22 protein-coding genes are annotated in these 25,971 nt (G+C 63.0%); 17 read left to right on the forward strand and 5 right to left on the reverse strand.

The window, feature by feature from the left end; genetic code table 11:
• Position 1 precedes the first annotated feature (1 nt).
• The 6 genes from BTW08_RS04190 to sthA all read left to right on the forward strand — a co-directional run bounded on the left by BTW08_RS04190 (position 2) and on the right by sthA (position 5,371).
• On the forward strand, positions 2–682 hold the full coding sequence (locus BTW08_RS04190; protein WP_075561264.1) for an NADH:ubiquinone reductase (Na(+)-transporting) subunit D: 681 nt from the start codon (positions 2–4) through the stop codon (positions 680–682).
• Positions 675–1,295, forward strand: coding sequence for an NADH:ubiquinone reductase (Na(+)-transporting) subunit E (gene nqrE / locus BTW08_RS04195; RefSeq protein ID WP_075561265.1), 621 nt, complete (start codon positions 675–677; stop codon positions 1,293–1,295). The genes BTW08_RS04190 and nqrE overlap by 8 nt, the downstream gene beginning before the upstream one ends.
• Positions 1,296–1,357: 62 nt before the next feature.
• Positions 1,358–2,590: an NADH:ubiquinone reductase (Na(+)-transporting) subunit F gene (gene nqrF, locus BTW08_RS04200; RefSeq protein WP_075561266.1), complete on the forward strand. Its 1,233-nt coding sequence runs from the start codon at positions 1,358–1,360 to the stop codon at positions 2,588–2,590.
• On the forward strand, positions 2,587–3,642 hold the full coding sequence (locus tag BTW08_RS04205) for an FAD:protein FMN transferase (RefSeq protein WP_075561267.1): 1,056 nt from the start codon (positions 2,587–2,589) through the stop codon (positions 3,640–3,642). The genes nqrF and BTW08_RS04205 overlap by 4 nt, the downstream gene beginning before the upstream one ends.
• The gene (gene nqrM, locus BTW08_RS04210; protein WP_075561268.1) at positions 3,639–3,896 is read left to right on the forward strand and encodes a (Na+)-NQR maturation NqrM; all 258 of its coding nucleotides are present in this window, start codon (positions 3,639–3,641) and stop codon (positions 3,894–3,896) included. Before BTW08_RS04205 ends, nqrM begins: the two co-directional genes overlap by 4 nt.
• A gap of 83 nt (positions 3,897–3,979) precedes the next feature.
• A complete protein-coding gene (gene sthA / locus BTW08_RS04215) occupies positions 3,980–5,371 on the forward strand; it encodes a Si-specific NAD(P)(+) transhydrogenase (RefSeq protein WP_075561269.1) in 1,392 nt (463 codons plus the stop codon).
• A gap of 203 nt (positions 5,372–5,574) precedes the next feature.
• Here sthA and BTW08_RS04220 read toward each other — a convergent pair whose 3' ends face one another.
• From BTW08_RS04220 to BTW08_RS04230, 3 genes are all read right to left on the reverse strand, one after another.
• Entirely contained in the window at positions 5,575–6,495 is a 921-nt protein-coding gene (locus BTW08_RS04220; protein ID WP_075561270.1) for a DNA replication terminus site-binding protein, read from the reverse strand.
• A gap of 203 nt (positions 6,496–6,698) precedes the next feature.
• The gene (locus BTW08_RS04225) at positions 6,699–7,598 is read right to left on the reverse strand and encodes a carbon-nitrogen hydrolase (protein WP_075561271.1); all 900 of its coding nucleotides are present in this window, start codon (positions 7,596–7,598) and stop codon (positions 6,699–6,701) included.
• A gap of 9 nt (positions 7,599–7,607) precedes the next feature.
• Positions 7,608–8,660: an agmatine deiminase family protein gene (locus BTW08_RS04230; RefSeq protein WP_075561272.1), complete on the reverse strand. Its 1,053-nt coding sequence runs from the start codon at positions 8,658–8,660 to the stop codon at positions 7,608–7,610.
• 265 nt (positions 8,661–8,925) lie between these two features.
• On the opposite strand from BTW08_RS04230, the gene BTW08_RS04235 reads away from it, so the two are divergent.
• Both BTW08_RS04235 and BTW08_RS04240 read left to right on the forward strand, forming a co-directional pair.
• Positions 8,926–10,167: a lipoprotein-releasing ABC transporter permease subunit gene (locus BTW08_RS04235; protein ID WP_075561273.1), complete on the forward strand. Its 1,242-nt coding sequence runs from the start codon at positions 8,926–8,928 to the stop codon at positions 10,165–10,167.
• Complete coding sequence (locus BTW08_RS04240; RefSeq protein WP_075561274.1) at positions 10,160–10,885, forward strand: ATP-binding cassette domain-containing protein; 726 nt, start codon at positions 10,160–10,162, stop codon at positions 10,883–10,885. Before BTW08_RS04235 ends, BTW08_RS04240 begins: the two co-directional genes overlap by 8 nt.
• 161 nt (positions 10,886–11,046) lie before the next feature.
• On the opposite strand, the gene BTW08_RS04245 is transcribed toward BTW08_RS04240, so the two are convergent.
• Positions 11,047–11,577 carry a DUF2062 domain-containing protein gene (locus BTW08_RS04245; RefSeq protein ID WP_075561275.1) on the reverse strand — a complete coding sequence of 177 codons (531 nt, stop codon included), beginning with the start codon at positions 11,575–11,577 and terminating at the stop codon, positions 11,047–11,049.
• Positions 11,578–11,676: 99 nt separating this feature from the next.
• Between BTW08_RS04245 and BTW08_RS04250 the strand changes: the two genes are divergently transcribed.
• The 7 genes from BTW08_RS04250 (at position 11,677) to murB (ending at position 19,618) form a co-directional block, all read left to right on the forward strand.
• Positions 11,677–14,064, forward strand: a complete 2,388-nt coding sequence (locus BTW08_RS04250; protein ID WP_246837635.1) for a DNA internalization-related competence protein ComEC/Rec2 — start codon at positions 11,677–11,679, stop codon at positions 14,062–14,064.
• A 118-nt stretch (positions 14,065–14,182) separates the two neighbouring features.
• Positions 14,183–15,922: a lipid A export permease/ATP-binding protein MsbA gene (gene msbA / locus BTW08_RS04255; protein WP_075561277.1), complete on the forward strand. Its 1,740-nt coding sequence runs from the start codon at positions 14,183–14,185 to the stop codon at positions 15,920–15,922.
• The gene (lpxK, locus tag BTW08_RS04260; protein WP_075561278.1) at positions 15,919–16,938 is read left to right on the forward strand and encodes a tetraacyldisaccharide 4'-kinase; all 1,020 of its coding nucleotides are present in this window, start codon (positions 15,919–15,921) and stop codon (positions 16,936–16,938) included. Before msbA ends, lpxK begins: the two co-directional genes overlap by 4 nt.
• A gap of 145 nt (positions 16,939–17,083) precedes the next feature.
• Positions 17,084–17,284 carry a Trm112 family protein gene (locus BTW08_RS04265; protein ID WP_075561279.1) on the forward strand — a complete coding sequence of 67 codons (201 nt, stop codon included), beginning with the start codon at positions 17,084–17,086 and terminating at the stop codon, positions 17,282–17,284.
• Positions 17,281–18,054 (forward strand): 3-deoxy-manno-octulosonate cytidylyltransferase, encoded by a 774-nt coding sequence (gene kdsB, locus BTW08_RS04270; protein ID WP_075561280.1) that lies wholly within the window; start codon positions 17,281–17,283, stop codon positions 18,052–18,054. Before BTW08_RS04265 ends, kdsB begins: the two co-directional genes overlap by 4 nt.
• Positions 18,051–18,545, forward strand: a complete 495-nt coding sequence (locus BTW08_RS04275; RefSeq protein ID WP_075561281.1) for a low molecular weight protein-tyrosine-phosphatase — start codon at positions 18,051–18,053, stop codon at positions 18,543–18,545. The genes kdsB and BTW08_RS04275 overlap by 4 nt, the downstream gene beginning before the upstream one ends.
• On the forward strand, positions 18,545–19,618 hold the full coding sequence (gene murB / locus BTW08_RS04280) for a UDP-N-acetylmuramate dehydrogenase (protein WP_075561282.1): 1,074 nt from the start codon (positions 18,545–18,547) through the stop codon (positions 19,616–19,618). Before BTW08_RS04275 ends, murB begins: the two co-directional genes overlap by 1 nt.
• 237 nt (positions 19,619–19,855) lie before the next feature.
• On the opposite strand, the gene rne is transcribed toward murB, so the two are convergent.
• The gene (gene rne / locus BTW08_RS04285) at positions 19,856–23,509 is read right to left on the reverse strand and encodes a ribonuclease E (RefSeq protein ID WP_075561283.1); all 3,654 of its coding nucleotides are present in this window, start codon (positions 23,507–23,509) and stop codon (positions 19,856–19,858) included.
• A 787-nt stretch (positions 23,510–24,296) separates the two neighbouring features.
• Here rne and BTW08_RS04290 point away from each other — a divergent pair.
• On the forward strand, positions 24,297–25,244 hold the full coding sequence (locus tag BTW08_RS04290) for an RluA family pseudouridine synthase (RefSeq protein WP_075561284.1): 948 nt from the start codon (positions 24,297–24,299) through the stop codon (positions 25,242–25,244).
• A gap of 1 nt (position 25,245) precedes the next feature.
• Entirely contained in the window at positions 25,246–25,947 is a 702-nt protein-coding gene (locus tag BTW08_RS04295; RefSeq protein WP_075561327.1) for an HAD-IA family hydrolase, read from the forward strand.
• The last annotated feature ends 24 nt before the right edge of the window (positions 25,948–25,971 follow it).

A 25,971-nucleotide genomic window follows, 5' to 3' on the forward strand; every position in this document is an offset into this window, starting at 1 on the left:
GATGGCTACGGACTCCGTAAAAGACATCGTCCTGTCACCGGTCTTCAAGAACAACCCCATTGCCCTGCAGGTGCTGGGGATCTGTTCGGCCCTGGCGGTGACCAACTCGATGAGCGTGTCGCTGGTCATGGGGCTGGCGGTCATCGCCGTGACGGCCTTTTCCAGCATGTTCGTCTCGCTGATCCGCAATCACATTCCCTCGTCGATCCGGATCATCGTGCAGATGACCATCATCGCCTCGCTGGTCATCGTGGTCGATCAGGTCCTGCGGGCCTATGCCTATGACATGTCCAAGCAGCTGTCGGTGTTCGTCGGGTTGATCATCACCAACTGTATCGTCATGGGGCGCGCCGAAGCCTACGCCATGCAGAACGGCCCGGTGATGAGCTTCCTGGACGGTGTCGGCAACGGCCTCGGTTATGCGGTGATTCTGCTGATCGTCGGCTTCATCCGCGAACTGCTGGGTTCCGGTAGCGTGTTCGGTCTGACGATCCTGCCGACCGTCCAGAATGGCGGCTGGTACGTGCCCAACGGGCTGATGCTGCTGCCGCCGTCCGCGTTCTTCGTCATCGGGCTGCTGATCTGGATTTTGCGTTCGCTCAACCCGGAGCAGGTCGAGAAGACCGAGTACCGAATCGTTGCCAACAGCAAGGCCAAGATCAAGGAGACCGCTAATGTTTGAGCACTATCTCAGCCTGTTCGTGAAGGCGGTCTTCGTCGAGAACATGGCGCTGGCGTTCTTCCTGGGCATGTGTACCTTTCTGGCCGTTTCCAAGAAGATATCTTCGGCTATTGGCCTGGGTATCGCGGTCGTGGTGGTGCTGACGATCACCGTGCCGGTCAACAACCTGATTCTGACCTATCTGCTGAAAGCGGGCGCTCTTACCTGGACCGGTCTCGAGGGTGCCGAGAATATCGATCTCAGCTTCCTGGGGCTGTTGAGCTATATCGGTGTCATCGCGGCGATCGTCCAGATTCTGGAGATGTTCCTCGATAAATTCGTGCCCTCGCTCTACAACGCGCTGGGTGTATTCCTGCCGTTGATTACCGTCAACTGCGCGATCATGGGCGCATCGCTGTTCATGGTGCAGCGCGACTACACTTTCGGCGAGTCGGTGGTCTACGGTGCGGGCGCCGGTGCCGGCTGGGCGCTGGCGATCATGGCGTTGGCGGGCATCCGTGAGAAGCTCAAGTACAGCGATGTGCCGGGTAGCCTGCAGGGCCTCGGCATTACCTTCATCACGGCGGGTCTGATGTCGTTGGGCTTCATGTCCTTCTCCGGCATTCAGCTCTGAAGTCAAGGCAGCGCTTGGCTCGGGGCAACGACGTCAACGCAACAAGGAAATAGGAATCCGACATGGTCGATACATCCATCATCGTGCTCGGCGTCGTCATGTTCACCGTGATCGTGCTGGGGTTGGTAGCGGTCATTCTGGCCGCGCGCAGCCGGCTGGTCAGTAGCGGTGACGTGGCGATCGAGATCAACGGCGATCCCGACAATACGGTAACGACTCAGGCCGGAGGCAAGCTGCTCCAGACCTTGGCAGCCAACGGCATCTTTCTCTCGTCGGCATGCGGCGGCGGCGGTTCCTGCGCGCAGTGCAAGTGTCAGGTGAGCGACGGCGGCGGCTCGATTCTGCCGACCGAAGAGTCGCACTTCACGCTGCGCGAGAGAAAGGAAGGATGGCGTCTCTCCTGCCAGGTGCCGGTCAAGCAGGACATGAAGATTCGCGTTCCCGACGAGGTCTTCGGCGTCAAGAAATGGGAGTGCGAGGTTACCGAGAATCCCAATGTCGCCACGTTCATCAAGGAGCTGAATCTCAAGCTTCCGGAAGGTGAAGAAGTGGCTTTCCGTGCCGGTGGCTACGTCCAGCTGGTGGCGCCGCCCTACGACGTCAAGTTCTCCGACTTCGATATCGAGGAGGAGTATCGCGGCGACTGGGAGAAGTTCGGCCTGTTCAATGTCTACCACAAGAGCGACGAAGAGGTGATCCGCGCCTATTCGATGGCGAACTATCCCGAGGAGAAAGGGCTTCTCAAGTTCAATATTCGTATCGCGACGCCACCGCCGAAGTCGAGCCATCCGCCGGGGCTGATGTCGACCTACGTGTTCGGTCTGAAGCCGGGTGACAAGGTCACTGTGATGGGGCCGTTCGGGGAGTTCTTCGCCAAGGATACCGAGGCAGAGATGATCTTCATCGGTGGCGGTGCGGGCATGGCGCCGATGCGCAGCCACATCTTCGACCAGCTCAAGCGGCTTGAGTCTTCGCGCAAGATGTCGTTCTGGTACGGCGCGCGCTCCTGGCGGGAGACGTTCTACAACGAAGAGTACGATCAGCTTGCCGAGGAATTCGAGAACTTCGAATGGCACCTGGCACTGTCGGACCCGCAGCCGGAAGACAACTGGGAAGGCGCTACCGGGTTCATCCACAACGTGCTCTACGAGAACTATCTCAAGGATCACCCGGCTCCCGAAGACTGCGAGTACTACATGTGCGGGCCGCCGATGATGAATGCCTCGGTGATCAAGATGCTGACCGATCTGGGCGTCGAACCCGAAAACATCATGCTGGACGATTTCGGCGGATGATCCCACGGCTCGAGCGCCGAGTAACAGGGCCGATCCTTCTGGGATTGGCCCTGTTGCTATTCGCACTGCTGACCGGGTGCGAGCGCGAACCTCAGTCCTATCGGCTGGAAGGCCCGATCTTCGGCACCGGATTCCATATCACCTTCTACGGTGATTACGACGATGAGCAGCTGGCCCGGATCGAACAGTCGGTCAAGGATGCGCTGCACCATGTCGACCACCTGATGTCGACCTACAAACCCGATTCCGAACTGTCCCGCTTCAATCAGTCGCCGGTGGGGAAGCCTTTCGAACTGTCGCCGCAGACGGCAGAAGTCGTCCGAGAGGCGATTCGCGTGGGCGACATGTCCAATGGCGCCTTCGACGTCACGGTCGGCGCTGCGGTCAATCTGTGGGGTTTCGGGCCGGACCGGCACCCTGATCGAGTGCCCGCCGACGATGATATCGCCAAGGCGTTGAAGGAAGTCGACTACAAGGCGCTCGAACTCGATGGCAATCGGCTGACCAAGACCAAGCCGGTCTACGTCGATCTATCCGGCATCGCCAAGGGCTACGGCGTCGATGCGGCCGCCCGGGCGCTGGACGATCTCGACGTGGATCGTTACCTGGTCGAAGTCGGTGGCGAGATTCGAACGCGCGGCGATAAGCCAGGTAATGAGAAGTGGCGAATCGCAGTGGAAAAACCGGTCTCGAATGAACGTAGCGTGCAGCGTATCATTGAACTTGACGACTCGGCGGTGGCGACCTCGGGCGACTATCGCAACTATTTCGAAAGCGATGGCAAACGCTACTCGCACACCATCGATCCGCGAACCGGGCGGCCGATCACGCACCATCTGGTTTCGGTGACGGTCATCACTTCGGATTGCATGACGGCCGATGCGCTGGCCACGGCAATCGACGTGTTGGGTCCCGATGCGGGCTACGCCCTGGCGGAGCGCGAGAACCTGGCGGTCTATCTCGTCGTCAAGACGGCGGAAGGCTTCGAGACGCGGGTCTCCACGGCGTTTCAAGGTTATTTCAAAGATTCGGACAAGGAGAATCAGTCATGACGATCTGGATTCTGGCCTTTGCCATCATGCTGCTGCTGGTAGCCGGCATGGCGATTGGCGTCATCCTCGGAAACAAGCCCATCGCCGGATCCTGTGGCGGTCTCAATACGCTCGGACTCAAGAGCGGCTGCGAGATCTGCGGCGGTAACGACGAAGTCTGCGAGGAAGAGAGCCGCAAGAATGTCGTCGGCGCTCGTCGCCGCAGCGATGAAAACCGCGGCGCGGACCTGGGCTACAACGCCGTCAAGCGTTGAGCGCCGGAAAGACCGGGGGCGCTTGTTGACGTCACGAGCTCATAAGATCGTACCAGCCATCGGGTAAGGAGTAGGCGAAGCAAATGGCAGTTCACAACTATGACCTCGTGGTCATTGGCTCGGGCCCCGCGGGCGAAAGCGCCGCGATCAATGCGGCGAAGCATGGCAAGCGCGTTGCGATCATCGAAAAGCAGTCTTCGGTCGGCGGTAACTGCACCCACTGGGGCACTATTCCTTCCAAGGCCCTGAGGCATCAGGTCAAGCAGATCATGCAGTTCAACACCAACCGCATGTTCCGCGATATCGGCGAGCCGCGCTGGTTCTCCTTTCCCAAGGTGCTTGAGCGTTCGCGCGTGACGATCGACCAGCAGGTCGAGCTGCGTACCAAGTTCTACGCCCGTAATCGGATCGATCTGTTCTTCGGCGTCGCGCATTTCCGCGACGAGCATACCGTGGTGATCCGGGACAATCATGAGGGATCGGAAGAGCTCAGCGCGCCGCAGTTCGTGATCGCCACCGGTTCGCGGCCGTACCGTCCGGCCGATGTCAATTTTCGCCATCCGCGCATCTACTGCTCGGACACCATTCTGGGGCTGTCGCATACGCCACGCACGCTGATCATCTACGGTGCCGGCGTGATCGGCTCGGAATATGCCTCGATCTTTTCCGGTCTCGGCGTCAAGGTCGATTTGATCGATAATCGCGACCGTCTGCTCTCCTTCCTCGACGACGAAATCAGCGATGCGCTCTCCTATGAGCTGCGCAATTACGGCGTGCTGATTCGCCACAACGAGGAATACCAGAGCGTCGAAGGCGACGAGGCGGGGGTGGTGGTCAACCTCAAGTCGGGCAAGCGCCTGCGTGCCGATGCTTTCCTGTGGGCCAACGGGCGCACCGGCAACACCGATGAACTTGGACTCGAGAATATTGGCCTGGAGGCCAACGGTCGCGGCCAGCTCCAGGTCGACGATCACTATCGCACCTCGATCCCGCATATCTACGCGGTCGGGGACGTGATCGGCTGGCCGAGTCTGGCCAGTGCAGCCTACGATCAGGGTCGCAGCGCCAGCGACGAATTTCTGGGCGAGGACTTTCGGTTCGTCGACGATATTCCCACCGGGATCTACACGATTCCCGAGATCAGCTCCGTGGGCAAGACCGAGCGCGAACTGACCGAGGCCAAAGTGCCTTACGAAGTGGCCCAGGCGTTCTTCAAGGATACCGCGCGGGCGCAGATCACCGGCGATACCGCCGGAATGCTCAAGATTCTGTTCCATCGCGAGACACTGGAAATCCTGGGTATCCACTGTTTCGGCGACCAGGCCTCGGAGATCGTGCATATCGGCCAGGCGATCATGCAGCAGAAGGGCAAGGCCAATACGCTGCGCTACTTCATCAATACGACGTTCAATTACCCCACCATGGCCGAGGCGTACCGAATCGCCGCCCAGAACGGCCTGAATCGCCTGTTCTGAATCGAGCGTTCTGAGTCGAGCGGTTTGAGTCGATTGTTCCAAGTCGAACGCTCTGAGTTAATCTCCCGCCGCCCCCTGAATCGGACGCCTTCACCCAAGCGTTGGATTCAGGGGCTGGATTTCAGAGATCGCACTTCAAAGACCATCACATCGCCGGCGCTCTGTACGTCATGCCCAAGAGGCATCGTTCACGACCGCTGTAGTCATCCCCGATCGATAGCCTCGTCTTTGCGTTGATGGTCGATGGCGATCTGTAGTGCTGGATCGCGGTAGCGATAGACTCGAAGGCTTTTCAGGAAGACATCATCCTCGAGGCGCTGATCGGAGCGTTTGGCGCGGGTCCGGGTGGTCGGCGGCTTGACCGGCGGATCATTGAGATGGGGCAGCTTCAACGCCGGATCCGGAATGAACAGCGGCAGCGGCAGGTTCATGGCCCGCCGCATGCGACCATCTTCCAGCGCCTCACGGAAAAACAGATTGGCTCGCATCACTGGCGCCTGCTGCTGGATCTGGGCTAGAGGCTCGCTGTCCGGGATATCGCCGAGTTTGCGCAGCTGAATCTGGATGTGCGCGGCCGATGTGTCCATCTGTTTGAGCTTGGCCTCTGCTTCGGCAACGCTCAAGCGTTTGATCGAGCGCCCGCTGGTGTACCACGCCAGCCGGACGCGGGAGAGCGGGGCGTCGGCGACCGGAAGCTGGCGCCAGCACTGTTTGAGATGCAGGCGAGCCAGCCCCTGGCCGCGCAGATGATCGTGCAGGACCGGATGCCGGAAGGGCAGCACGGCCTTGATTTCGGGAATCAGTCGGGGCGCGGACTGGCGTATGTGCTTGAGTGTCGCGCCAAAGCGAGCTTTACCGAGATTCACCGCGGCAACGGCTTCCATGAGCGCCGGGCCGGCGGCGATCACGCCGATGTAGTTGCGTGTCTCGCGTCCGTCCTGTCCATCCTGATACCAGAAGTCGGTCAGTGCGCGACGCAACCAGGGTGCATCGACGCTCGACTCGCCCAATGCCCAAGCGGGCGTCGGCCGCTCGGCGTACGTCGTCGCCAGATGCTCGACGGCATCGATCAACCGATCGAAGTCGGACTCCAGCTCGGCCAGCAAGCAATACTGCAGTTCCATGATGCGCCCCTGAAAGTGAACGCCATTTTATACCGTTATCTTGGCTGTTTTGTCCAGTTGGCCCTGGCTAGCTATTTATGCCCGATGCTCGGGGAATCGTTGGGCAGGGGATGCAAAGCGCGCCGACGTCATCCCGGCAGTAGCAGGGACGACGTGGGGCGTTGCCGCCAGTGCGACTCGACCTAGAAGTCGGTATCGCAGGCCTAGCGGTCGCGGTAGCGGCGGGTCAGGTCGCCGTAGGCATCGATGCGGCGATCTCGCAGGTAGGGCCAGATGCGGCGGACGTCTTCGCTGCGTGCCAGATCGACCTCGACGAGCCGGTTTTCACTCGCCTCGCCGGCATGGGCCAGCAGCTCGCCCTGAGGGCCGCAGACGAAACTGCCGCCCCAGAAGTCGATGCCTTCGCCGACGCCGGAGAGATCGGGTTCGTGGCCAGCCCGATTGGCAACGATGACCGGCAGGCCGTTGGCGACACCGTGGGAGCGCTGGATCAGTGTCCAGGCATCTTTCTGGCGCTGTTTTTCGGCCGGCTCGTCGGATGGCGTCCAGCCGATCGCGGTGGGGTACAGCAACAGCTCGGCACCCGCCAACGCCATCAGACGTGCGGCTTCCGGGTACCACTGATCCCAGCACACCAGTACGCCTAGGCGGCCGACGGAGGTATCGATCGGTTCGAATCCCTGTTCGGCATCCTCGTCGCCGGGCGTGAAGTAGAACTTCTCGTAGAAGCCCGGGTCATCGGGGATATGCATCTTTCGGTAATGGCCGACCCGACCCTTGGCACGATCCAGCACGATGGCGGTGTTGTGATAGAGACCGGCAGCGCGACGCTCGAAGATCGAGCCGACGATGACGATATCGAGCTCGCGGGCGAGTCCGGCCAGCTTCTGGCCGGTGGGCCCGTCCAGCGGCTCGGCGAGATCGAAAAGATCGGTGTCTTCGCACTGACAGAAGTAGTGGGTAGCGTGCAGTTCCTGCAGCAGTACCAGTTCGGCGCCCTGGGCGGCGAGCTCGCGGATACCGGCTTCGCTGGCTTCGAGGCTACGCTGTTTTTCCGGCCAGGCCTGCTGTTGTACCAGACCGACCTTGAGTGTCTTGGACATCGTCTCTCCTTAATCCTGGAACGGCGCGGGGTTCAGCGCACCGCGCGGCAGCTGCATGGTCAGGCAATGGAGGCTGCCATGCTGACGAATGACGGCGCGGCAGTCGATCGGTATCACCTCGCGATCCGGGAAGGCGCTGGCGAGTACCTGCAGCGCCCGGAAATCGGCCGCGTCAGCGTAGGTGGGCACGAGCACGGCGCCGTTGATGATGAGAAAGTTGGCATAGGTCGCCGGCAGCCGATGGCCGTCGTCCGGATCGAAACACGCCCGGGGCCAAGGCAGTGGCAGCAGGCGGTAGGGCGAACCATCCTCGCGCCGGAAAGCCTTGAGTTCGGCTTCCATCGCGCAGAGCGCCTCGTAATGCGGGTCCCGAGGGTCGTCGCAACGAACGTAGGCGATCGTCGCCGGATCGCAGAACCGCGCCAGCGTGTCGATGTGGCTATCGGTATCGTCGCCCTCCAGATGGCCGTGCTCGAGCCACAGCACACGGGATATACCCAGTCGTTGTGCGAGGTGGTCTTCGATGGCCTCGCGGTCCAGGCTCGGGTTGCGATTGGGATTGAGCAGGCAGGCGCTGGTGGTGAGCAGCGTACCTTCGCCATCGGTGTCGATGGCGCCCCCTTCGAGTATCAAGTCCTGAGAGACTACCGGCGCGGCGAAGACCTGCTGCGCGGCGAGTGCCCGGGTCAGGGCATCGTCGCGCGCGGCGGCGAACTTGCCGCCCCAGCCGGTGAAGACGTAGTCGAGCAGTTCGATCGAGCCGTTGCGCTCGATGGCGATCGGGCCATGATCCCGCGCCCAGGTATCATCGCTTGCCACCACCACCAGATGGCGCCGCTCGGCCTCGACACCGAGCGCTTGAAAACGCGCGCTCAGACGTTCGTGCTGCGCTTCGTCGTGCACGCCGATCAGCACCGGCTGATAGCGGGTGATCGCCACGACCATCGCTTCAAGCGTCGCCTCGATATGCTCGAGCAGCGGCGCCCAGTCACTGGTCGGGGTCGGCCAGGTCAGTTGAATGGCGTCTTGCGGGTGCCATTCGGGGAACAGACGCAGGGTCATGGTGTCTCCATTGCGCATAAGGGCCGGTGTGCGCCAGGGCCGATGGCGAGGACGCGGCATTGTAGGGCCTGGTTGCGGCAATGCAAGCCAGCGTTCGGTGCCGTTCTACAGCGGTTTCGAGGCCCGCCCGTCGCCGATTTCCGTTGGTCGCCAGTGTAGCGTGGCTCTGCCGGCTGGCAAGCAGCGAGTGACCCGGCAAACTAGCGTTTTCGGGAATCGCCAAAAACCCGTAACATGAGCCGCTGCTGACAAGGAACCAAACCTGATGCTCGACCGTTTACCCTTTCTGGTGGGCCTGCGATACGTCCGGGCCAAACGACGTAATCACTTCATATCCTTCATTTCACTGACCTCGATGCTGGGTCTGGCTCTGGGCGTGGCCGTACTGATACTGGTGCTATCGGTCATGAACGGCTTCGACCACGAGCTGCGGACTCGCGTGCTGGGGATGGTGCCGCATACCCGTATCGAACAGCAGGGCGGCATGCAGGACTGGAAAGCGCTGGCCGAGAAGGTCGATCAGCACAAGGACGTGATCGCCTCGGCACCCTACGTGCAGCAGCAGGGCATGTTCTCGGCGAGCGGGCGTACCCAGGGCGCCATGGTCACCGGGGTGCAGCCGGAGTACGAACGCCATGTCTCGATTATCGACCAGCACATGCAGGCGGGCACGCTCGATGAGCTTTCTCCCGGCAGCTGGCATGTGGTGCTGGGTTCGCTGCTGGCGCGCAACCTGGGTGTCGGCGTGGGCGATCGCGTGACGCTGCTGGTGCCGGAAGCCTCGATCACGCCGGGTGGCGTCTTCCCGCGCTTGAAGCGCTTTACTGTCAGCGGGATCTTCAAGGTCGGTGCCGATCTGGACGCCAATCTGGCGTATGCCAACATCGAGGACATGCAGACGCTGGCGCGCCTCGGCGACAAGGTCGACGGACTGCGTCTGGAGCTCGACGATCTGTTCAAGGCGGGGCCGGTGACCCGGGATATCGTCTCGAATCTGGGGTCGGGCTACCGGGGAATGGACTGGACCTATACCCACGGCAATCTGTTTCAGGCGATCCAGATGGAAAAGCACATGATCGGCCTGTTGCTGATGGTGATCGTGGCGGTGGCGGCGTTCAATATCGTCTCGACGCTGGTGATGGTGGTCACCGACAAGCATGCGGATATCGCCATCCTGCGCACGATCGGCGCCAAGCCGAAATCGATCATGGGCATCTTCGTGGTTCAGGGGCTGGCGATCGGCATCATCGGAATCGTGATCGGCGTCGTTGCCGGGGTGATTCTGGCGCTGACGGTATCCGATATCATTGCCTGGGTGCAGGCGGTCACCGGGATTCAGTTCCTCGATCCCAACGTCTATTTCATCAGCTATCTGCCGTCGCGGCTCGAGATGAGCGATCTGGGTGTCATCATCTCCAGTGCGTTCGGGCTGACCTTCCTGTCGACGCTCTATCCGGCCTGGCGAGCGGCGCGTATCCAGCCGGCCGAGGTGCTGCGTTATGAGTGAAGTCAAATTCCGGTCATCGTCCGCCAGCGGAGACAACGTCATGCTCGACTGCCGCCAGCTCACGCGAACCTACAGCGAAGGGCCGCAGGATCTCACGGTGCTGGACCATCTGGATATGCAGGTGCGGGCGGGAGAGCGGGTAGCCGTCGTCGGCAGCTCCGGTTCCGGCAAGACCACGCTGCTCAATCTGCTGGGCGGCCTCGACCGTCCCAGCGGCGGCGAGGTCATCATCGGCGGGCAGTCGCTGGCCGGGCTGGGTGAGGCGGCGCTGGGCAGTTTCCGCAACCGCTATATCGGTTTCGTCTACCAGTTCCACCATCTGCTGGCGGAGTTCACCGCGGCGGAGAACGTCGCTCTGCCGCTGATCATTCGCGGCCAGAGCCGCAAGGTCGCCGTCGACAAGGCCCAGCAGCTGCTGGATCGCGTCGGGATGGCACCGCGGGGCGCGCACAAGCCGGGTGAACTGTCTGGCGGCGAGCGCCAGCGCGTCGCCATCGCCAGAGCGCTGGTCACCGATCCGAGCCTGGTGCTGATGGATGAGCCGACGGGCAACCTTGACCAGACCACCGCAGGCAACATTCTGGCGATGATGGACGAACTGGCAGCGACCACCGACTGCGCCTTCGTGGTAGTCACCCATGACATGTCGTTGGCGGCCCATCAGGATCGCATGATGCGTCTCGACAAGGGTCAGTTGACCGCTGTCGACGCGGTGTGAACCAGCGCCGATAATTTCGACAGCCGCTAAAGCTGACGCCGCCCTGGACGATCAACAGTCCAGGGCGGCATTTTTTTGCGTTCCCGCCATGCGTCGAAATGGTGCTCGACAGGAAGAAGGCAGAGGAGCCGTGGCTCGGGGGAAGGTCGAACTCGATGAAATCACGGTTTCTGGCGGCGCTGGCGTCGTTTCGCCCGGCGGCGCCAGCTGCGGGAGATCTGTAAGCGCCAGATCAGCCGTACCAGCACGTTGCTGGCGATGGCCAGCACCAGGCCGACGACGACCGAGCCGACGGCCAGCGGCAGAATGATGTTGGCCATCTGTTCGGCAATCCACATCGTGGTGATGTGGTCCGGTACCTGGCGCGCCGGGTAGTTCAGGATCCAGGCCCCGACCCGGTAATTGAAGTAGAACACCACCGGCATCGTCAGCGGGTTGGTCAACCAGACCAGACTGACGGACAGCGGGAGATTGCCGCGAAAGCAGTAGGCACCGAAAGCGGCCAGCAGCATCTGACAGGGGATCGGCAGCATGGCCGCGAACAGACCGACCATGCAGGCGTTGGCAACGCTGCGACGCGAGAGTATCCACATCGCCGGATCGTCCAGCATGGGTTGCATGAAACGCAGAGAGCGAGTGCGCTGCAGCCTCTCCTGGCTGGGAATGTAGCGTTGTAACCATCGACGAGACATGAGGCCGCTCGCTGAACGAAGAAGGCCCATTATCCATACAACTCCAAGGCCCCGCCATGTTAAGTCCGTCGTTAGATCGCCATCCCGAGACTTCACTCGTTGGCGGCCGCTAATGTTCGGCGCTTGATCGAAGCGCTACCGGGACGCCTGGGCTGGGGGATGCCGCTGGCCATGGCGGCGATAGGCGGGTCTTTCCTGGGCTCACGTCTCGGTTCTCCCGTCGGCCATCCTGGCGGTGATGCCAGCACTTTAGGGTGGAGCGTGTACGGCGGCGCCGTCCTACTGTTGGCAATCTCGGCATGGCGACGTTCGCTATGGGCGGGCGCCGTGATGCTGGCACTGCTGGCCTGTGCTCATGGCGTTGGCCAGCAGCGTGAGGGAGTGTTGCCATCGGCACTTGCCGGGCACGAATTCACGCTGTCCGGTCGAATTCAGACGCTGGACGTCGATGCGCGGCGGGCCCGCTTTCGATTCCAGATCGATGACTGTCGCCCCCGAAGGGCTGGTGACAGCTGTCCCGATAGTCACAGGGTCAGGCTCTCGTGGTACGGCGCCCCCGAACTCGAGCGGGGAGAGCGTTGGGAGCTCACCGCGCGGCTACGCCAGCCGATAGGGTTCGCCAATCCCGAGACGTTCGATTATGGGGCCTGGCTGTGGCGCGAGGGCATCCAGGCGCTCGGCTATGTTCGCGACGATGCGCCGCGACGACTCTCCGGGGCGCCATTTTCCCTTCGTCAGTCGGCGCTCGCGCGGCTGGACGCGGTGGACATCTCCCCGCTTGGCAAACGCTGGCTGAGCGCCTTGACCCTGGGCGCCGGTGACCGCCTTGACGATGATGACTGGCAACTGCTGAATGCCACCGGGACGACGCATCTGATGGTCATCTCCGGCCTGCATATCGGACTGATTGCCGCGCTGTTTCTGTGGCTTCTGAGGCGGCTGTCGCGCTGGCTTCAACCCCTGGCCTGGCGGATGACGATCTGGCCCTGGCTGGGCGCCGGCGCGGCCGCTTTTGCCTATGCGGGCCTTGCCGGCTTCGAGCCGCCCGCCGTACGCGCCGCGATCATGGTCGCGGTGGGATTGTGGGCGGCGAGCGGGCGTCATGCGCCGGGGTGGTGGCAAGCCTGGTGGCTGGCCTTGGCACTGGTGGTGATCTGTGACCCTCTGGCGCCGTGGCGACCTGGACTGTGGCTCTCGTTCGCCGCGGTGGCGGTGCTGATCCTGGCCTGGTCGGGGCGCCCAAGGCCTATCGGGTGGCGAGGTGGCGGCATCGCGCTGCTTCGCAGTCAGTGGCTGCTGGCACCGATCATGGCTGCTGCGGTCCTGCTTGCTTTCGGACGCCTGTCGCCGTTGGCGCCGGTGATCAACCTGTTTGCCGTTCCGCTGGTCGGTAGCGTCATGGTACCGCTCGGCTTTCTGGGATGGCTGTTCGCGCCCTGGCCGACCCTGGCCAGCTGGGCCTGGTGGCCTTTCGATCACCTTGCCAACATCCTGGCGTTCCTGCTGGCCGGCGCGTCCGATCTCCTGCCGCTATGGACGCCCGACTCCTGGTGGCGATGGCCGGTCTCTCTCGCCCTGCTGCTGTGGGGCATGATCTGGCTGCTGCCGGGCGTGGAGCGTACGACGCGGCTATGGGGTTGCCTGCTGCTGGCGCTGCTCGTATCGCTGCTTCACCGCCCTGAACTGGATGAGGGTCAGTTGATCGTCACCGTCTACGACGTCGGTCAGGGCCAGCTGGTCCAGCTCGAGACCCGGGATCGCCGAGTACTGATGGATACCGGTCCTCGTTTTGCGTCGGGCTTCATGCCGGCAGCGCTGCTTTGGTCGCCGGGGCAACGATTCGACGACGTGATCGTCACCCACAGCGATACCGATCACGCGGGCGGTATCGCCGCGCTACGCCAGGACCATCGCGTCGAGCACTGGTGGGCGCCTCGGGGAAACGAGCTGGCGCTACCGTCGCGTCCTTGCGAGGCGGGCGACGAGTGGCATGATGGCAGCGTCACCTGGCGGTTTCTGTCGCCACCAGCGGGTGACGTCGCGGCGAATCGCAACGATCGATCCTGCGTATTGCTGGTGACCTCGGGCGAGCGGCGGGTATTGATTACCGGCGATGCCAGCGCGGATCGCGAACGCGCGTTCGCGGGGGCGTTGACGCAGGGGCCGCTGGGCGCGCGGCCCGTCGACGTGCTGGTGGCAGGCCATCACGGCAGTGCAACGAGTTCATCCCGGGCGTTGATCGCCGCCGCCCATCCTGACGACGTGATCTTCAGCAGCGGGCGCGGTAATCCGTTCGGCCATCCGGCGCCAGCGGTCGTGCAGCGCTTCATCGATGCCGGCAGTCGAGTCTGGAATACCGCCTACGACGGCGCCGTGCGGATCACGCTGTCGTCCTCCGGCGTCGTGGTTCATGCCCAGCGGCATCCGGGATGGTCGCGGCGGTCGGCTGTCGACCGCGAGCATGTTGGGGTAGAATCCAGCCCCTGAATGCGCCCGAGCCGCGTGGCGGAACCGCATGGCCGCGAGCGTCCGCCCGGCCTTGCGCTGTCTGGCTGTCGCTACGCCCGCGTCGGGTCTCGGTCTTTCCCAGTCGAACGGAGTCAACGTGTCACAAGCTTCCAGTTGGGAACTCTATCGACGTCTTCTCGAATACGTCCGCGTCGAGTGGCGCTCATTCGCCCTGGCGGTGGTCGGCTACGCGATCTATGCGGCCTCTAGCACCGCATTGGCAGAGATGATGAAGCGGCTGATCGACGGCATACAGAATCCCGACGCCTCGTTTCGCCTTTTTTTGCCGCTGTTCGTGATCGTGATGTTCGCTGCCCGCGGTGTGGGTACCTTTCTTGGCACTTACTTTATGAGCAACGTGTCTCGAAACGTCGTGCACCGGCTGCGCTGCAACGTCTTCAATCACATGTTGCATATGCCGGGACGATTCTTCGACATGCACTCCAGCGGACACCTGATTTCGCGAGTGACCTATCACGTCGAGCAGGTCACCGGAGCGGCCACCAATGCGGTGACCACCATCCTGCGAGAAGGCCTGTTCGTGATCGGCCTGATTGGCTATCTGTTCTGGACCAACTGGCTGCTGACACTAATCTTCATGGGCGTCACGCCGCTGATCGGACTGGTAGTGCGCTACACCAGCAAGCGCTTCCGCAAGATTTCCGGACGCATTCAGAACTCGATGGGCGAGGTGACGCATGTCGCGTCCGAGGCCCTGAGCGGCTACCGAGTGGTGCGCACTCACGGTGCGGAAGAGTACGAGAAGAAACGCTTCGAGGCGGCAAGCAACTACAACCGCGAGCAGAGCATCAAGGAGGCGATGACCAAGGCGACCAGTACGCCGATCATCCAGCTGCTGGTGGCACTGGCACTCGCCGGGCTCGTGTGGCTGGCGATGGCGCCGGAGCTGATGAACGCGATGACGCCAGGCGAATTCGTGGCATTCATCACCGCGGCATCGCTGATGGCCAAGCCAATCCGATCGCTGACCGACGTCAACAGCATCATCCAGAAAGGGCTGTCGGCATCCCAGGAGCTGTTCGGTCTGCTGAGCCAGCCGACGGAGCGCGACGAAGGGACGCGCCTGCCCCAGCGGCTGGCAGGGGGCGTGCGCTTTGAAGATGTGCGGTTTGCCTACGGCGACGACCAGCCCGAGGTGCTCAAGGGTATCGACCTCGAGGTCCCGGCCGGGCAGATGGTGGCCATCGTGGGGCGTTCGGGAAGCGGGAAGTCGACGCTGATGGGGCTTTTGCCGAGATTCTATCGGCCTACCGCGGGCCGCATTCTGGTCGATGATATCGATATTCAGGAGTATCAGTTGTCACCGTTGCGCCAGCAGATCGCGCTGGTCTCTCAGCAAGTCACGCTGTTCAACACCACCATCGCCGACAACATCGCCTACGGCGTGCCCGAGGCCGGCCGGGAACAGGTCGAGTCCGCGGCGCGAGCGGCCTACGCCCATGAGTTCATCGAGCAGCTGCCGAACGGCTACGACACTGTGGTCGGCGATAACGGTGTCATGCTCTCCGGCGGCCAGCGCCAGCGCCTGGCAATTGCCCGCGCCATCTTCAAGGATGCACCGGTGCTGATTCTGGACGAGGCGACCTCGGCGCTGGATACCGAATCCGAGCGTTACATTCAGCGCGCGCTGGAGGTCGTGTGCCGCGGTCGTACCACGTTCGTCATCGCTCACCGGCTGTCGACCATCGAGCGCGCCGATCGCATCGTGGTCATGGAGCAGGGTAATCTGATCGAGAACGGCACGCACGCCGAGCTGCTGGCCAAGGGCGGCGCTTATGCCTCGCTCTATCAGCTGCAGTTCCAGGAGCAGGCGTGACGCCGATCGAGCGCGCCTGGTATCGGGGGGCGCGCTGGCTGAGTCTGCTCGGCCCGCTCGAGGCCCTTTACCGCCGTATGGTGACGCGACGACGCGAGGCCTACCGCTCCGGCCGCCGAGAGGTATGGCAGCCGCCGGTACCGGTGGTCGTGGTGGGCAATCTATCGGTCGGCGGCACGGGCAAATCACCGTTGGTGGCCTGGTTGGTGCGCTGGCTCGAGGCGGACGGCTGGCGGCCGGGCATCGTGTCGCGAGGCTACGGTGGCAAGGCCGGCGCCTATCCGCTGTCGGTCTCTTCAGAGACGCCGGTCGTGCAGAGCGGTGACGAACCGCTGATGCTGGCTCAGCAGACCGGGGCGCCCGTGGCCGTCGATCCCGATCGTCCAAAAGCGGCGCGCTGGCTTCTCGAGCATGCTCGTTGCGATATCCTGATTGCCGACGATGGCCTGCAGCACTACGCGCTGGGAAGGGCGCTGGAACTGGTGGTGATCGACGGGAAGCGAGGGTTCGGAAACCGTCACTGTCTTCCGCGGGGGCCGCTGCGCGAGCCGCTTGAGCGTCTGACGGAGGTCGACGCGCTGATCGGTAACGGCGGGTTCCAATCGCTGTCGGCTGCCGACGCAAAAGGCGTTCCGCGGTTCACGATGACGATTTCGCCCAAGGTCTGGCGTCACCTGAGCAGTGGTGCCCGCTACCCCGTCGACTCGGCGCCTTTTGCGCTGGATACCCCCGTCGCGGCGGTGGCCGGCATCGGTCACCCGCAACGCTTTTTTACCACTCTCGATGCTTTGGGAATTCCTCATACGGAGCATGCCTTCGGCGACCATCACCGCTTTTCGGCCACCGATCTGCCTGCTGCGCCGACGATCGTGGTCATGACGGCCAAGGATGCGGTGAAGTGTGCCGGTTTCGCGGATGACCGCTGCTGGGTGCTGGATGTCGAGGCGTCGCCGGAAGCCGCGTTCGTCGATTGGTGGCGTGCGCGGGTCGAGCAGTGGAGGCCGCGCTCGCAGTAGGGCGTCTCGCTCCGGCTTCGTTCTGCGCGGATTTCGTTCTGCTCTAGAATAACAGCGGTGATGGCGCGATCATGGCGCCAGACTGTCGCGTCGGTTCATCGGACGCATCAATGGCATAAATAGGAATTGTCGAGGAGAAGTGGCCATGGATAAGGAATTGATAGCGATGCTGATCTGTCCGGTCAGTCACAGCGAACTGACTTATGATCGCGAGCGCAAGGAGCTCAAGAGCTCGGTCAGCGGGCTGGCCTATCCGGTTCGAGACGGCATCCCCGTGATGCTGGAGAACGAAGCTCGGGTCATGCCCACCGAGGAAAAACTCGGCAAGGCAGCGCCGGCGCCATGAGTGATTTCGTCGTCGTGATTCCGGCTCGCTACGGCTCCAGCCGGCTTCCGGGCAAGCCGCTGATGGAGATCGATGGCTTGCCGATGGTTCAGCATGTCTGGCTGCGGGCCAAGGAAAGTGGCGCGTCCCGGATCGTGATCGCCACCGACGACGTCCGGATCGAGCGCGCCGCCCAGGCTTTTGGGGCCGAAGTGGTGATGACGCGTAGCGATCACCCCTCCGGCACCGATCGGCTGGCTGAAGTCGCCGAAGCGTTGCAGCTGGCGGCGGAGACCATCGTGGTCAATGTCCAGGGTGACGAGCCACTGCTGCCCGCCAGCGCGATCGACCGCGTGGCCGAGCGACTGGCTTCCGATGCGCAGGCCTCCATTTCGACGCTCGCCGAACCGATCCATGATGTCGATACGCTGTTCAATCCCAACGTGGTCAAGGTCGTTACCGATCTGACGGGGCGCGCGCTCTATTTCTCGCGGGCGCCGATCCCGTGGGATCGCAATGCCTGGAAAACGCAGCCGCCGACCCTGCTCGAGACCGATGCGTGGCTACGCCATATCGGCCTTTACGCTTATCGCGTCGGCTTTCTGGCCGACTACGTCAGCTGGCTGCCGGCCCCGCTCGAACAGCTCGAACAGCTCGAACAGCTACGGGCGCTTCAGCACGGCCATCTCATTCAGGTGGCGACCGTCTCCTCGTCGCTGCCTGGCGGCGTCGACACGCTGGAGGACCTGGAACGCGTACGCCGACATTTTCTACAGCGGAGCGAGGCATGAATCAGTCGCGATTCGAATGGCGAATTCTGTTCGTGTGCATGGGCAACATCTGCCGCTCACCGACGGCGGAAGGCATGCTGAGAAAGCGTCTCGATGAGGCGGGGCTCGCGGATCGCGTCGAGGTCGACTCCTGTGGAACGGGCGACTGGCACGTCGGCGCTCCCCCGGACAGTCGCGCCATCCAGGCCGCCGCCGATCGAGGTGTCGATCTTGGCGGCCTCCGCGGGCGCCAGCTGGCCCTCGAGGACTTCACCTATTTCGACGAGATTCTGGTGATGGATGCCGACAATCTCGAGCGGGTACTCGATCGGGAACCGGCCGGCAGTCGTGCGCAGGTGGCCCGCCTGCTTCACTATGCCGGCCAGCCGGGTCAGGATGTGCCGGATCCCTATTTCGGCGGCGAGGCGGGCTTCCAGCAAGTGCTGGATCAACTGGAGCTCGGGGTGGAAGGGCTGCTGGCCTCGTTGCGGCAACGTCTGGGCATGGCCTGATGTCGACAGGGCTGGACGTGGCTGACGGGCTCGCGATCGATCGTGATCTCTCCCACGCCAATACGCTGGCGTTGCCGAGCCGGGCGGAGCGCTTCTGGCACGCCCGCTCCGAATCGGATGTCGTCGACGGGTTGCAACTGGCCAATGCACACGGCTGGCCGATCACGGTCCTGGGTGGCGGCAGCAACCTGCTGTTGCCGCCGGCGGTCGGCGGACTCACGTTGCGGGCGGATATCGAGGGTGTGACGTTTCGCCAGGGGCTCGGCGACACGGTCCACGTGGAGGTCGGAGCCGGCGTCGGCTGGCATGCGCTGGTCGAGGCCTGCGTCGCGCGTGAACTGTGGGGAATCGAGAATCTGGCGCTGATCCCCGGTCTGGCCGGTGCCGCTCCGATCCAGAACATCGGTGCGTACGGCGTCGAGCTGGCCGACGTGATCGACTGGGTCGAGCTGGTGGATCGGCGTGATGCCCGTGTGCAGCGGCTGGATCGAGACGCCTGCGGTCTGGGCTACCGCGACAGCGTGTTCAAACGGGAATTGGCCGATCAGGTCGTCATCACGCGGCTGGGACTGACGCTGTCGACGCGCCCGCGTCCGCAGCTCGATTACGGAATCCTGCGGGAGCGCGTGTCGGCTTCGCCGAGTGCGCGGGACGTGTTCGAGGCGGTCTGCGCCATCCGCCGGGAGAAACTTCCCGATCCGATTCGGACGCCCAACGCGGGCAGCTTCTTCAAGAATCCGCTGGTCACCGCGGCGGTCGCTGCCCGGTTACTGGAGCAGTCGCCGTCCATGCCGCACTATCCGCAGCCCGATGGGCAGGTCAAACTGGCCGCCGGTTGGCTGATCGATCAGTGCGGGCTGAAAGGGCACCGTGAGGGCGCCTTCGGCGTACATGATCGTCAGGCTCTGGTGCTGGTTCACTTCGGGGGCGGGACGCTCGAAGGGTTGCTGGCATTCGCTGACACGCTGGTCGCTGCCGTTCAGGCGCGTTTCGGCGTGGTGCTCGAGCGCGAGCCTCGTTGTGTCGAGGCACCTGGCATCGACACTTCAAAGAGCGAAGCGTCGGATGGGTAGCGGCTGATTCGATTCCAGACCACGAATAGTCAGCCGACAGTGGCGAACCGTTGGTCAAACTTAACGGTGGATCGAACCGTCAAGGGCATACCGCAAAGGGCAGTGGATCGAACCGGCGCTAGTAACCCGAAACGGCAACCAGAGCCGTTAACCAAGAGCCAGCAGCCAAATCAGTAGACAAGAAAAAGCCCAGACAACTGTCTGGGCTTTTCGTTTGTGGGACGTCGCGTCGGCCGATCAGCTGTCGCTCTGACCGCCTTCACGACGACGCTTTTCACGCGGGTCGTTGTGAGCCCGACGCCGTGGCCGGCTCGGCTCACCATCGCTTTCGGCAGTGGTGGTCGTGGCCTGGCCCGTGGCCTGGTTTGTTGACTCCGTCGTTGACTCGGCCTTCTGCGCTTCCGACGTCGGCACTGCCGATGTCTTGTCGCTGGACTCGACGCTGGCGGGTTCCGGCGAATGCTCACTGACGTCGCTTGGGCGAGTCTGCTCGGCCGTCGCGTGCTCCGCCTTCGGTGCGACTTCGGTCTGCGGGGCAGGCGTCGCTTCCGGCGTTACGCTCTCCGCCATCGGCTCGGTCTTGGCATCCTGCGTGGCAGAAGGCTTGTCGGTCATCGGCGAAGAGGCGATACCGGCGGCGGGCGACGATGCCTGGTCAGCGGCCAACGTTTCGTCGCTGGAGACATCAGCCGTTGACGCCTTCACCGATGACGAAGCGGCGGCGGCGGGCGTGGCGCTCGGGGTCGCCTCATCGCTGATCGGCGTCTCGTTGATCGAGGACTCGCTGACTGGCGCTTCGGCGGGACGCTCGGCAGACGCGGCGGTCGCTTCGACGACCTGGCTTTCCTCGACCGATGGTTCGGCCGGTTTCGGCGTCGGTTGAGCCACGTCCGCGGCAGCAGGCGCCGAGCTGTCCACGTCGGTCTGACGGCCGCTTCTATCGTCCTGAGACGGAGTAGACGGTACATCAGGCTTCTTGACGCTATCGTCGGTCGCCGTTGCAGGCGTTGAAGTCGGCTTGTCCTGCTCCGCCTTCTTCGGCGCTGTCTCGGACTTGTCCACCTTCGCTTTGCCCGTTTTCGCCTCGGCGGCTTTGACTTCAGAGCTGCTGGTTTCGGAGGCCCCGGCTTCCGCCGGCTTCGCTTCAGACCGCTTGGCTTCGGACTGCTTGGCTTCGGACGGCTTGGTTTCAGACGGCTTGGTTTCAGACGGCTTGGCTGCGGTCGCTGGCGTATCAACCGATCCGGTCTCGGAGGGCTTGGTGCTTTCGCCAGTCTGAGGGGCAGTCGTTACGCTATCGGCATCAGCATCGATAGCCGTTGTCGCTGCGTCCGTTTCCTGGGCTGTCGCCGTCTGCAGCCGCTGCTGCTCTTCGGCCGCCTTCGGGTTCAGGGCGTGCTTGCGTGAGCGGTTACGCGGATTGTTGCGCGTCCGCTTCGGCTTGCTGTCGACGTTCTCTTTCGAAGCGCTCTCGTTCGAAGCGCTTTGGGTCGCGACGGTCTCTTTGGCTACGGACGGCGTATCGGCAGCGTCGGAACGTGACGGCTTGTTATTGCCGGGCTGGCTAACGCTGTCAGACTTGGTCGGTTCCTGACTGGCGTCATTCCCGGCCTTGTCCGCCTTGCCGTTACGATTGTCCTGACGCGGCTGACGGTTCTGGCTCTGACGATTGTCGCCACGCGAATCACTGCCGTTCTGACGATCATCCTGGCCTCGACGGCGACGATTATTGCCCTGACGGTTGCCGTTATCGCCTCGCGCATTGTTGTCGCCACGAGAACCGCCGTCGCTACGAGAACCGCTGTCGCCGCGAGAACTGCTGTCGCTGCCGTTACGCGGGCCGCCGTCGTTACGCGCATTGCTGTCCGCGGAACGCGCGTTGCCATCGTTACGCTTGGCGCCGGCGTCGCTACGCTGACTGTTGCGCTGAGACGAGGAGCGTGACGAACGCGAGTTGCCGGAACCGTTGCCCCCGCCATTGCCGTTGCGGGATTCACCTGTCGACGAATTGCCGTTGCCACTGTCTTGACCACGTTGGCTGGGCGTCGTGCTCGGCTGCGGCACTTCTTCATCGGCCCGCCGGCGTCCGAACAGCCCTCGGAAGAGCTGCATCAGTCCGCCGTTGGCATGGGACTGCTGAGCTGCGGCGGGTGTCGCCGGCTTGGCGCTGGACGAATTGGCCTGGCCGGGCTGACGCGCCTGACCGGAGCCGGTGCTGGAGCTAGGTTCTGCTGCGGGCGCCGGCGCGGGTTTTTCAGGTTCCTGATGCAGCGAGTCCGGCGCGGGGGCCGTGTGCTGAACGGTCTGTACCGCGGCCTGGGTGCGCTGGATCGGTTTGGCGAGCGTCGTCTCCGGTTCCTTGAGCAACTCGCTGTCGACGGAGATCTCGAAACTCGACTTGATTTCGTCGCCATCTTCGGAGACATGGTCGTCGCGGAAGCGCAGCACCTCGTAGTGCGGCGTATCCATCTCGGGGTTCGGCAGCAGCAGCACCTTGACACCCTGGCGACGCTCGACGTCGGAGAGCACGTTGCGCTTTTCATTGAGCAGATAGGTCGCCACCGGTACCGGCAGAATGGCGCGAATCTGGGCGCTGCGTTCCTTCATCGCCTCTTCTTCGATCAGGCGCAGGATCGACAGAGCGATCGAGCGCACGTCGCGAATGGTGCCCTGGCCGTCACAGCGCGGGCAGACGACACCGCTGGTTTCGCCGAGAGAAGGGCGCAGACGCTGGCGCGACATTTCCATCAGACCGAAACGGGAGATTCGACCGATCTGGACGCGAGCGCGATCGAGCTTGAGCGCATCGCGCACCCGATTCTCGACATCGCGCTGATTGCGCGCCGGTGACATGTCGATGAAGTCGATGACCACCAGCCCGCCGATGTCGCGCAGACGCAGCTGGCGGGCGATCTCGTCGGCCGCTTCCAGATTGGTCTGCAGCGCGGTCTCTTCGATATCGGCGCCGCGGGTGGCACGTGCCGAGTTGATGTCGATCGAAACCAGAGCTTCGGTGTGGTCGATGACCACCGAGCCGCCGGAGGGCAGCTTGACCTCACGCTGGTACGCCGTCTCGATCTGGGACTCGATCTGAAAGCGCGAGAACAGCGGTACATCGTCAGTGTAGAGCTTGATCTTCTGCTGGTAGGAGGGCATCACCTGGCGGATGAAGCTCAGGGCCTCCTCGTGCACGTCCTTGCTGTCGATCAGGACTTCGCCGATGTCCTGACGCAGGTAGTCGCGCATGGCGCGAATGATGACGTTGGACTCGCGATAGATCAAAAACGGGGCAGGGCGCTTGACCGCTTCGGTGGTGATCGCTTCCCACACCTGCACGAGGTAGTCGAGATCCCACTGCAGTTCTTCCGGCGAACGGCCGATACCCGCGGTGCGCACGATCACGCCCATCTTGTCGGGCAGGGTCAATTGACCCATGGCTTCCTTGAGCTGGCTGCGCTCTTCACCTTCGATGCGGCGAGAGATACCGCCCGCGCGAGGGTTGTTGGGCATCAGTACCAGAAAGCGCCCGGCCAGGCTGACGAAGGTGGTCAGCGCCGCGCCCTTGTTACCGCGCTCTTCTTTGTCCACCTGGACGATGACTTCCTGGCCTTCCTTCAGGACTTCCTTGATGTTCGGTCGACCTGACGGATCCTTGGAGAAGTATTCGCGGGAGATTTCCTTGAGCGGCAGAAAACCGTGACGCTCGGCACCGAAGTCGACGAAAGCGGCCTCGAGGCTGGGTTCGACCCGGGTGATCTTGCCCCGGTAGATGTTGGCCTTTTTCTGTTCCCGAGCACCGGATTCGATGTCCAGATCGTAAAGGCGTTGTCCTTCGACGAGTGCGACACGCAGCTCTTCCGGCTGTGTCGCATTGATGAGCATTCTTTTCATACGGTCTCGCTAATTGAGCGTGCCGGTGGAAGGCGTGCTGCAATTGGCGACGACGAACCGCTAGCGGTCGTGCTGTGCTCGCGCACATGGATGAAGCGACCCGGCAGGATAGACCAGCGTGGCGTGTACCGTAACGAACTCAGCGTGAAACACGTGCGAGAACCGCGTCCGGGACTCGAGGGAAATCTGCGAAAATCGCGTATCGCAGGGCCTGAAACGGCCATCGATACGCGTTCCGGTCGACGCTCGTCGGGCCCAGTGGCGTGCCTGTTCGTTACTATCTACATCGTTGCTTTCAAGACCTGCTTTTTTACGGGTGCTACACGAACATGGGTTGAGTACGAAACGGTGGCAGGACATGTCACGGTGCGCTTTCGTCGACGCATCCGGTCCTGCAGACTGCCGTCTATATCACTTGGCATTGTTCGGTTCGGCGACGCCTTCCACTGGTACCTGTGGATTTCCCGCGAGCAGAACGCTGTGGGTAACAGTCGTGCTCTCGATTCGGGGCCTGGCGTTCCAAACGTGTTTTGATCATTCCAGCAGCCGTGAGCGGTTGGCTTCATTAACTCTCTGGAAGATCGAGACATTTATTCACTTTGGCCAGCATAGTCAGTGGCTGGCGCCTGAATGGGCATTCGCCCATCGAGTGAGTTCGCAATATAACAGTAATGCCGAGGCAGCGGCAATTGAGCTCGCGCTGCCGGTTCCGTGCGTTAGAATGGCCGCCGCAGCGGCGTGGAAGGCGCCGCTGCGTTTCCGAGTCGCGCCATCCAGGGAGTCGAGCATGGCCGAAGGCCAGGAAGTTCAGTTTATCGAGGTCAGCGAGTCGCAGCAGGGGCAGCGCATCGACAATTTCTTGCGTACCCGGCTCAAGGGTGCGCCGAAATCGCTGATCTACCGTATCGTTCGCAAGGGCGAAGTGCGGGTCAACAAGAAACGGATCAAGGCGGACTATCGCGTCCAGGCCGGCGATCTGGTGCGGGTGCCGCCATTGCGGCTGGCCCCCGAGAGTGCGGTCAAGGAGGCCAGCGAGGGTCTGCGCAATCTGCTGGCCGGCAGCGTCGTCATCGAAGGCCCGGACTGGCTGGTCATCAACAAGCCGTCCGGGTTGGCGGTGCACGGGGGGAGCGGTGTCAAGATCGGATTGATCGAGGCGCTGCGTCAGGTGCGCGAGGATCTGGATTTTCTCGAGCTGGTGCATCGACTTGATCGGGATACCTCCGGCTGCCTGCTGCTGGCCAAGAATCGGGACTCGCTCCTCTCTCTCAATACCGCGTTGCGCGAGCGTCGGGTGGATAAAGGCTATCTGGCGCTGGTGCAGGGCCGGTGGCCGGCGCGGCGCGACTATGTCAGCGCGCGGCTGGATCGCTACGATGCCGGCAACGGTGAGCGCCGTGTCCGGGTGGACGATAACGGCAAGGTCTCGCGGACCCGATTCGCGGTGCGTGAAACCTTTCCCAAAGTGACGCTGATCGAGGCGGAGCCGGTCACCGGCCGAACTCACCAGATTCGGGTGCACGCCGCCCACGCCGGTCACGCCCTGCTGGGCGACGACAAGTATGGCACCGCGGAAGGCGGTTACCTGGCGCGATCGCTGGGTCTCGACCGGCTGTTTCTGCATGCCTTGACGCTGACGTTCCCCGATCCCAAGAGCGGGCGTCCCGTGCAGGTAAGGGCGCCGCTGGAGCCGGGGCTGGAAAAGGTGCTGGAGCGTGCTCGCCGTGGCCAGTGAGATGACGAAGGCAGAGGCAAGCGCCGATCGTCGGGGGCTGGCAGTCCCTCGCTGTCGTTACCGGTTGGTCATCTTCGACTGGGACGGCACTCTGATGGACTCGGCGGAGCGGATCGTTGCCTGCATGCAGACGGCCGCGCGGGAGCTGCAGTGGGGCGTGCCGAGTGCCGCCGCGGTACGCGATATCATCGGCCTGGGGCTGCCCGAGGCGATGGACCGGCTCTTCCCGGGGATCACCTCCGACGAGCAGGATCGCCTACGCGAGACCTACGGTCATCAGTTCCGTCTGGCCGATCGTATCCCGGCGCCATTTTTCCCCGGCGTCGTCCAGGGGATCGAACGCCTGCGGCTGGACCCGACTTGCCGCTTGGCGGTGGCCACCGGGAAGAGTCGTCGAGGTCTGGATCGCGCTCTGAATCACGACGCCTGCGGCGAGTGGTTCGTTGCCAGCCGGACCGCCGATCTCACACGTTCGAAACCGCATCCGCAGATGCTCGAAGAGTTGCTGGTCGAATGTGAAGTGACGGCGGAGGAGGCGGTGATGATTGGCGATACCGAATATGATCTGGAAATGGCCCGGGCGATCGGCATGGATCGTGTCGCGGTGACCTATGGGGTGCACGAGCGGGAGCGCCTGTTACGCAGTGAGCCGCGTCTCGTTGCCGAGGACTTCCCCTCTCTCGTCGAATGGCTGTTGGACTGACGGTTCGTGGGCAGACCCTGAGTG

This window comes from Salinicola sp. MH3R3-1 (assembly GCF_001937155.1).
Lineage (GTDB): Bacteria > Pseudomonadota > Gammaproteobacteria > Pseudomonadales > Halomonadaceae > Salinicola > Salinicola halophyticus.

Bases quoted from the DNA above. Each gene is read 5' to 3' on its own strand.
- BTW08_RS04220 (WP_075561270.1), bottom strand. From the start codon at position 6,495: ATGGAACTGCAGTATTGCTTGCTGGCCGAGCTGGAGTCCGACTTCGAT.
- BTW08_RS04245 (WP_075561275.1), bottom strand. From the start codon at position 11,577: ATGTCTCGTCGATGGTTACAACGCTACATTCCCAGCCAGGAGAGGCTG.
- BTW08_RS04275 (WP_075561281.1), top strand. From the start codon at position 18,051: ATGAATCAGTCGCGATTCGAATGGCGAATTCTGTTCGTGTGCATGGGC.
- murB (WP_075561282.1), top strand. From the start codon at position 18,545: ATGTCGACAGGGCTGGACGTGGCTGACGGGCTCGCGATCGATCGTGAT.
- BTW08_RS04225 (WP_075561271.1), bottom strand. From the start codon at position 7,598: ATGTCCAAGACACTCAAGGTCGGTCTGGTACAACAGCAGGCCTGGCCG.
- nqrE (WP_075561265.1), top strand. From the start codon at position 675: ATGTTTGAGCACTATCTCAGCCTGTTCGTGAAGGCGGTCTTCGTCGAG.
- BTW08_RS04290 (WP_075561284.1), top strand. From the start codon at position 24,297: ATGGCCGAAGGCCAGGAAGTTCAGTTTATCGAGGTCAGCGAGTCGCAG.
- kdsB (WP_075561280.1), top strand. From the start codon at position 17,281: ATGAGTGATTTCGTCGTCGTGATTCCGGCTCGCTACGGCTCCAGCCGG.
- BTW08_RS04265 (WP_075561279.1), top strand. From the start codon at position 17,084: ATGGATAAGGAATTGATAGCGATGCTGATCTGTCCGGTCAGTCACAGC.
- BTW08_RS04240 (WP_075561274.1), top strand. From the start codon at position 10,160: ATGAGTGAAGTCAAATTCCGGTCATCGTCCGCCAGCGGAGACAACGTC.
- rne (WP_075561283.1), bottom strand. From the start codon at position 23,509: ATGAAAAGAATGCTCATCAATGCGACACAGCCGGAAGAGCTGCGTGTC.
- nqrM (WP_075561268.1), top strand. From the start codon at position 3,639: ATGACGATCTGGATTCTGGCCTTTGCCATCATGCTGCTGCTGGTAGCC.
- sthA (WP_075561269.1), top strand. From the start codon at position 3,980: ATGGCAGTTCACAACTATGACCTCGTGGTCATTGGCTCGGGCCCCGCG.
- BTW08_RS04190 (WP_075561264.1), top strand. From the start codon at position 2: ATGGCTACGGACTCCGTAAAAGACATCGTCCTGTCACCGGTCTTCAAG.
- BTW08_RS04235 (WP_075561273.1), top strand. From the start codon at position 8,926: ATGCTCGACCGTTTACCCTTTCTGGTGGGCCTGCGATACGTCCGGGCC.
- BTW08_RS04230 (WP_075561272.1), bottom strand. From the start codon at position 8,660: ATGACCCTGCGTCTGTTCCCCGAATGGCACCCGCAAGACGCCATTCAA.
- BTW08_RS04205 (WP_075561267.1), top strand. From the start codon at position 2,587: ATGATCCCACGGCTCGAGCGCCGAGTAACAGGGCCGATCCTTCTGGGA.
- BTW08_RS04295 (WP_075561327.1), top strand. From the start codon at position 25,246: ATGACGAAGGCAGAGGCAAGCGCCGATCGTCGGGGGCTGGCAGTCCCT.
- nqrF (WP_075561266.1), top strand. From the start codon at position 1,358: ATGGTCGATACATCCATCATCGTGCTCGGCGTCGTCATGTTCACCGTG.